General features: G+C 63.1%; 3 protein-coding genes. All 3 read left to right on the forward strand.

The genetic code is table 11. The annotated features are described in order from the left end of the window. A partial coding sequence (gene gcvT, locus ACR0E6_RS20640; protein WP_480586820.1) for a glycine cleavage system aminomethyltransferase GcvT occupies positions 1-1084 on the forward strand: 1084 nt, incomplete at its 5' end. Between the two features lie 18 nt (positions 1085-1102). After that, positions 1103-1468 (forward strand): glycine cleavage system protein GcvH, encoded by a 366-nt coding sequence (gene gcvH / locus ACR0E6_RS20645; RefSeq protein ID WP_480586823.1) that lies wholly within the window; start codon positions 1103-1105, stop codon positions 1466-1468. 110 nt (positions 1469-1578) lie between these two features. Continuing rightward, complete coding sequence (gene gcvP / locus ACR0E6_RS20650) at positions 1579-4434, forward strand: aminomethyl-transferring glycine dehydrogenase (protein WP_480586826.1); 2856 nt, start codon at positions 1579-1581, stop codon at positions 4432-4434. Positions 4435-4467: the final 33 nt, after the last annotated feature.

Below are 4467 nucleotides of genomic sequence, written 5' to 3' on the forward strand. Positions count from 1 at the left end.
GAAACGCACGCCGTTGTACGCCTTGCACGTTGAGTTGGGAGGTAAGCTGGTTGATTTTGCGGGCTGGGAGATGCCTGTTCAGTATCCGATGGGGATTATGGGGGAGCATAAGCAGTGTCGTGAGAAGGCGGCGGTGTTTGATGTGTCTCATATGGGTCAGGTGATCCTGCGCGGTGAGAATGTGGGCGAGAAGCTGGAGGCGATCTGCCCGCAGGCCTATGCGACCTTGAAAGAAGGCAAGGCGCGGTACGGGTTTTTTACCAACGCGGATGGCGGGATCATGGATGACCTGATTGTGTCGAACGCGGGGGATCATTTCTTTGTGGTGGTGAACGCGGCGCTGCGGCATCAGGACATTCCGCATATGAAGGCGAACCTCGACGGCGTAGACGTGACCGAGATCTTCGACCGGGCGCTGGTGGCGGTGCAAGGCCCCAAGGCCGAGGATGTTGTGGGGGAACTCTGCCCTGCGGCGCGGGATCTGAAGTTCATGGAAACCACCGTGGCGGACATCAACGGCGTCGAATGCCGCATCTCGCGGCTGGGCTATACCGGCGAGGACGGGTATGAGATCTCGATCCCCGAGGACAAGGCCATCGAGATCACCAAGGCGTTCCTGGCGCATGAAGATTGCGAACCGGCGGGTCTGGGCGCGCGTGACAGCCTGCGGCTGGAGGCAGGTCTGTGCCTCTATGGCAATGACATCGATCAGAGCACCTCGCCGATTGAGGCCAGCCTCGGCTGGGCGATCCAGAAGCGCCGCAAGGAAGAGGGCGGGTTCCCGGGTGCCGAGCGTGTCCAACGCGAACTGGCCGAGGGTGCCGCCCGCAAGCTGGTGGGCATCAAGCCCGATGGCCGCGCCCCGGCGCGTCAGGGCGTGGAGATCCAGTGCAGCAATGGCAACAGCATCGGTCAGATCACCTCGGGCAGCTTTGGCCCCACGGTGGGTGGCCCGGTGGCGATGGGGTATGTGTCCGCCGGTCACGGTGAGCCGGGAGAGAAGGTGAACCTGATCATCCGGGGCAAGGCGCAACCGGCGCAGATCGTGGCGCTGCCCTTTGTCACCCAGAATTACAAGCGTTGAAGTCAGGAGAGAGACAGCATGGCAACCTATTATTCCGAAGAGCATGAATGGCTGACCGTCGAAGGGGACGTGGCCACTCTGGGCATCACCAAACATGCCGCCGAGCAGCTGGGCGAAGTGGTCTTTGTCGAGCAGCAGGAAGTGGGTGACGAGTTCGAAAAGGACGGCGAAATCGGCGTGATCGAATCCGTCAAGGCGGCCTCGGAACTCTACGCCCCGGTGGATGGCGAGATTGTCGAGGTCAACGAGGCGCTGGCCGACAACCCCGGCGCGCTGAACGACGACCCCGAGGGCGAGGCCTGGATCTACAAGGTCAAGATCGCGGACGCGTCGCAGCTTGAGGATCTGATGGACGAAGCCGGCTACAAAGCCTTCATCGGCTAAGAAATCACGGCGGATCCTTGCGGGGGTCCGTCCTTCATCTGGCTAAAAATATCCCCGCCGGAGGCATCCGCCACAGCGGCCGGGCGAGACATTCCCTGAGGAGCGCAACGATGGCCTTCAAACTGACCGATTACGAAGCCTATGACTTCGCCAACCGCCGCCATATCGGGCCCAGCCCGACCGAGATGCGCGACATGCTCAAGGTGATTGGCTTCAAGACGCTGGATGAGCTGATCGACGCCACCGTCCCGCCTGCGATCCGGCAGAAGGAGCCGCTGGACTGGGGTCCGGCGATGACCGAACGCGATGCTTTGTTCCACATGAAAGAGGTGGCGAGCAAGAACACCGTTCTGACCTCGCTGATCGGTCAGGGCTATTATGGCACCACCACGCCCGCGCCGATCCTGCGCAACATCCTGGAAAACCCGGCCTGGTACACCGCCTATACGCCCTATCAGCCCGAGATCAGCCAGGGCCGTCTTGAGGCGCTGTTGAACTTCCAGACCATGGTCAGCGACCTGACCGGGCTCGATGTGGCCAACGCGTCCTTGCTGGACGAAGCCACAGCCGCAGCCGAAGCCATGGCGATGGCCAAGCGCGGCGGGCGGTCGAAAGCCAATAACGCGGCTTTCTTCGTCGACAAGAACTGCCACCCGCAGACCATCGCGGTGATCAAAACCCGCGCCGAGCCTCTGGGCATCGACGTGCAGGTGGCCGATCCGGACACGCTGGACGCGGGCGCCGTCTTTGGCGCGATCTTCCAGTACCCGGGCACCCATGGTCACGTGCGCGACTTCACATCGGAAATCGCGGCGCTGCACGAACATAAAGCCATCGCCATTGTCGCCGCCGACATCCTGTCGCTGGCGCTGCTGAAATCCCCCGGTGAGATGGGCGCGGATATTGCCATCGGCTCGACCCAGCGCTTTGGCGTGCCGATGGGCTATGGCGGCCCGCATGCCGCTTACATGGCGACCACCGACAAGCTGAAACGCTCAATGCCGGGCCGGATCATCGGTGTCAGCATCGACAGCCGCGGCAACAAGGCCTACCGGCTGTCGCTGCAGACCCGCGAGCAACACATTCGGCGCGAGAAGGCGAACTCGAATGTCTGCACCGCGCAGGCGCTGCTGGCGGTGATTGCCTCGATGTATGCGGTCTATCACGGCCCCGACGGCATCAAGGCCATCGCGCAATCGGTGCACCGCAAGACCTCGCGTCTGGCCGCTGGTCTGGAAGAGGCAGGCTTTGCTGTTGAGCCGGAAGTGTTCTTTGACACCATCACGGTTGAGGTCGGCCATCTGCAGACAACGGTGATGGAGGCCGCCGTGGCGCGCGGCGTCAACCTGCGCAAGGTCGGCGAGACCAAGGTTGGCATCAGCCTGGACGAACAGACCCGCCCCGAGACCATCGAGGCCGTCTGGGGTGCCTTCGGCATCGACCGCACCGATGACAGCTCGAACGTCGCTTACCGCCTGCCCGATTACGCGCTGCGGGAAAGCGAATACCTGACCCACCCGATCTTCCACCAGAACCGGGCCGAGGCCGAGATCACGCGCTATATGCGCCGTCTGGCCGACCGCGATCTGGCGCTGGACCGGGCGATGATCCCGCTGGGGTCCTGCACCATGAAGCTGAACGCCACGATCGAGATGATCCCGGTCACCTGGCCCGAGTTCGGCAACCTGCACCCGTTCTGCCCCGAAGATCAGGCGCAGGGCTATCACGAGATGATCGCCGATCTGAACGACAAGCTGTGCCAGATCACCGGCTATGACGCGATCAGCCAACAGCCCAACTCGGGCGCGCAGGGCGAATATGCGGGTCTCTTGACCATCCGCAACTACCACTTCGCCCGTGGCGAAGGGCAGCGCAATGTCTGCCTGATCCCGACCTCGGCGCACGGGACCAACCCGGCCTCGGCCCAGATGGTGGGCTGGCAGGTTGTGCCGGTGCAGGCGGATGAGAACGGCAATATCGACCTGAATGACTTCCGCGCCAAGGCGGAGAAGCATTCCGATCATCTGGCCGCCTGCATGATCACCTATCCGTCCACCCATGGCGTCTTTGAGACCACCGTGCAGGAGGTCTGCCAGATCACCCATGACCATGGCGGTCAGGTCTATATCGACGGGGCCAACATGAATGCCATGGTCGGTCTGTCGCGTCCGGGAGACATTGGCGGCGATGTCAGCCACCTGAACCTGCACAAGACCTTCTGCATCCCCCATGGCGGCGGCGGCCCCGGCATGGGTCCGATCGGCGTCAAGGCGCATCTGACCGAACACCTGCCCGGCCACCCGGAATACGGCACCGCCGTGGGTCCGGTCTCGGCGGCCCCCTTTGGCTCGCCGTCCATTCTGCCGGTCTCGTGGGCCTATGTGCTGCTGATGGGCGGTGCCGGTCTGACGCAGGCGACCAAAGTGGCGATCCTGAACGCCAACTATATCGCGGCGCGTCTGAAGGAGGCCTATCCGATCCTCTACACCTCGGAAACAGGCCGGGTGGCGCATGAATGCATCCTGGACACCCGTCCCCTGGACGAGGCGGCGCATGTCAGCGTCGACGACATCGCCAAACGTCTGGTCGATTCCGGCTTCCACGCCCCCACCATGAGCTGGCCGGTGGCCGGAACCCTGATGGTGGAGCCGACCGAGTCCGAACCCATGGCCGAGCTCGACCGCTTCTGCGACGCCATGCTCTCGATCCGAGCGGAAGCGCAGGACATCATCGACGGCAAGATCGACGCCGACAACAACCCGCTGAAAAACGCCCCCCACACGGTGCGCGATCTGGTCGGAGACTGGGACCGCCCCTATAGCCGCGAACAGGCCTGCTTCCCCCCGGGCTCCATGGGCGTCGACAAATACTGGTCCCCCGTCAACCGCGTCGACAACGCATACGGAGACCGAAACCTCGTCTGCACATGCCCCCCAATGGACGCATACAAAGACGCAGCTGAATAACAACAAAACCCCCCGCCACAAAAAGGCGGGGGG

This window comes from Ruegeria sp. AP12, from assembly GCF_056540025.1.